This window comes from Pseudomonas sp. P4_C3 (assembly GCF_056402075.1).
This window is the reverse complement of record NZ_JBFUIC010000567.1, coordinates 1-1,687: the sequence shown is the minus strand read 5'-3', so window position 1 is coordinate 1,687 and position 1,687 is coordinate 1. Positions and strand designations below refer to the sequence as shown.

The window sequence follows — 1,687 nt, the reverse complement described above, 5'->3', positions numbered from 1 at the left end:
GGATAAAAGGGGTAAGACCCGCCAGGACGAAGGCTGTTAACAGCGTCCAGGTGCGGGCCGGGAGGGTCAGCCGCCGGCGGCCTGCAGGGTCTGGGTGTAGCTATGCAGAGCCTGTATATGGCACCTCTTCATTAAGGCTGGGAGGTGTCTGACAAGCCGCGGTCATTCATACTCCCGCGTCAGCTGCGTTGCAGTTCTTCAACTACTGCCGCACAGGCACGGAAGGTATTCAACGTCCACTCTGGATTGATAAAGTCCGGCCAACTGGAAAGTTTTACGATTGCCACTTCAGAGGCCGGATCCCAATAGATACTCTGCCCAAATACTCCGCGCGCCGAGTAGGTACCTAGTTCACTGTCCAATACCCAGCACTGATTACTGTATGCCGCGCCAGGAAAGCTCTTGACGTAAAAGCCATAGAGAACCTCAAAAGCCGGTGTGGAGCCACGGCCGCATTCACGCACAAACTCCTCTGGAACAATCTGCTGGCCGTTGAAACGTCCCCCCTGCAGATACATTTGGGCAAAGCGCCCCAGATCACGCAGCGTGGCGCTCATCCCGCCATCGGCCAATGCAGTTCCAACGCTATCGAGGGTGATATTCGCGTCTTGCTCTGCCCCCAGTCTTGACCAGATTTCCCGGCTCAGTAAAACGGGCAGCCGCTCGCCGCAAGCCCGCTCACAAACCCAGGCCAACATGTCGGTATCCACTGAGCGGTACTCAAAGTAGTGGCCATGCTCACGGTCCTTACTCAGCGACTTCAACAAACCATAAATGCTGTCAGGTGACTCTCGCTCTCCCCGTTCACGCCAACCCGAGGCGATATCCAACTGAATGAATTCAGCATCAGGATCGGTGTAGTCCTCCCTGAATCTCACTCCCGTGCGCATATCCAGAAGATCCTGTACCCGAGCGTCGCCATAACCGCTTGCCGAAAGCTCGGGCACATAGTCGCTGACACGCGCTTGGGGATCGATTCTGCCCTGGCCGATCAATCTGCCGACCAAGCTACCGACGACGGTCTTGGATACCGATTGCAACAGATGCAACGTGTGCGGCTGCATACCGTTGAAATACTGCTCCGAAACCACCTTGCCTTGATGAAGCACCAAAAAACCATCGGTGTAGCTATCGGTCAAGAAGGTCGCCAGATCGGTTTGTCCGCCGTCGACCCGCTGGAAACGTACGTCGTCCAGTGAGCGTTCGTTGCGCTCGAGTTCGGTGACCGGCCCGGGACTGCGATGAATAGCGGCCACCGGAAATAACTGGCTGATGTGCTGGAACGACCAGCGGTTATAGGGCGGACTGTCCCAATTATGCAGGCCGACTTGCTTTTCCCGGGGCGGCGGATAGCCCTGCATCAAACTTAGGTCCTGATAACCAATGCCGGGAGCGGTCATGTCTTTTTTATTGTACATAGGGGTTCAGCTCTCATCGTTCAGAGGGTGGTGGCAAGAAAAGCGGTGGCCGTGATCCTGGGTCTCGGCTGGCACCTCTCGGCGACAACGCTCACTGGCCCGCGGGCAACGGGGCGCGAAGTGGCACCCGGCAGGCCGGTTCAAGGGGCTGGGGATCTCGCCACTCAGGATTTGCAACTGGTCACGGCGCTCCGGGTCGATGGAGGGCACTGAATTGAGCAGCGCACGAGTGTAGGGATGACGCGGTCGGCCGAACACCTGTTCCACAG

At 57.6% G+C, this 1,687-nt stretch carries 2 protein-coding genes; both read right to left on the bottom strand.

All coding sequences use genetic code 11. The annotated features are described in order from the left end of the window. Positions 1-179 precede the first annotated feature (179 nt). The gene (locus AC1DVH_RS30705) at positions 180-1,418 is read right to left on the bottom strand and encodes a serine hydrolase domain-containing protein (protein ID WP_223531583.1); all 1,239 of its coding nucleotides are present in this window, start codon (positions 1,416-1,418) and stop codon (positions 180-182) included. A gap of 6 nt (positions 1,419-1,424) precedes the next feature. Beyond that, a partial coding sequence (locus AC1DVH_RS30700) for an oligopeptide/dipeptide ABC transporter ATP-binding protein (RefSeq protein ID WP_477756957.1) occupies positions 1,425-1,687 on the bottom strand: 263 nt, incomplete at its 5' end.

Coding starts and splice junctions, on each gene's coding strand:
- AC1DVH_RS30705 (WP_223531583.1), bottom strand. CDS start 1,418: ATGTACAATAAAAAAGACATGACCGCTCCCGGCATTGGTTATCAGGAC.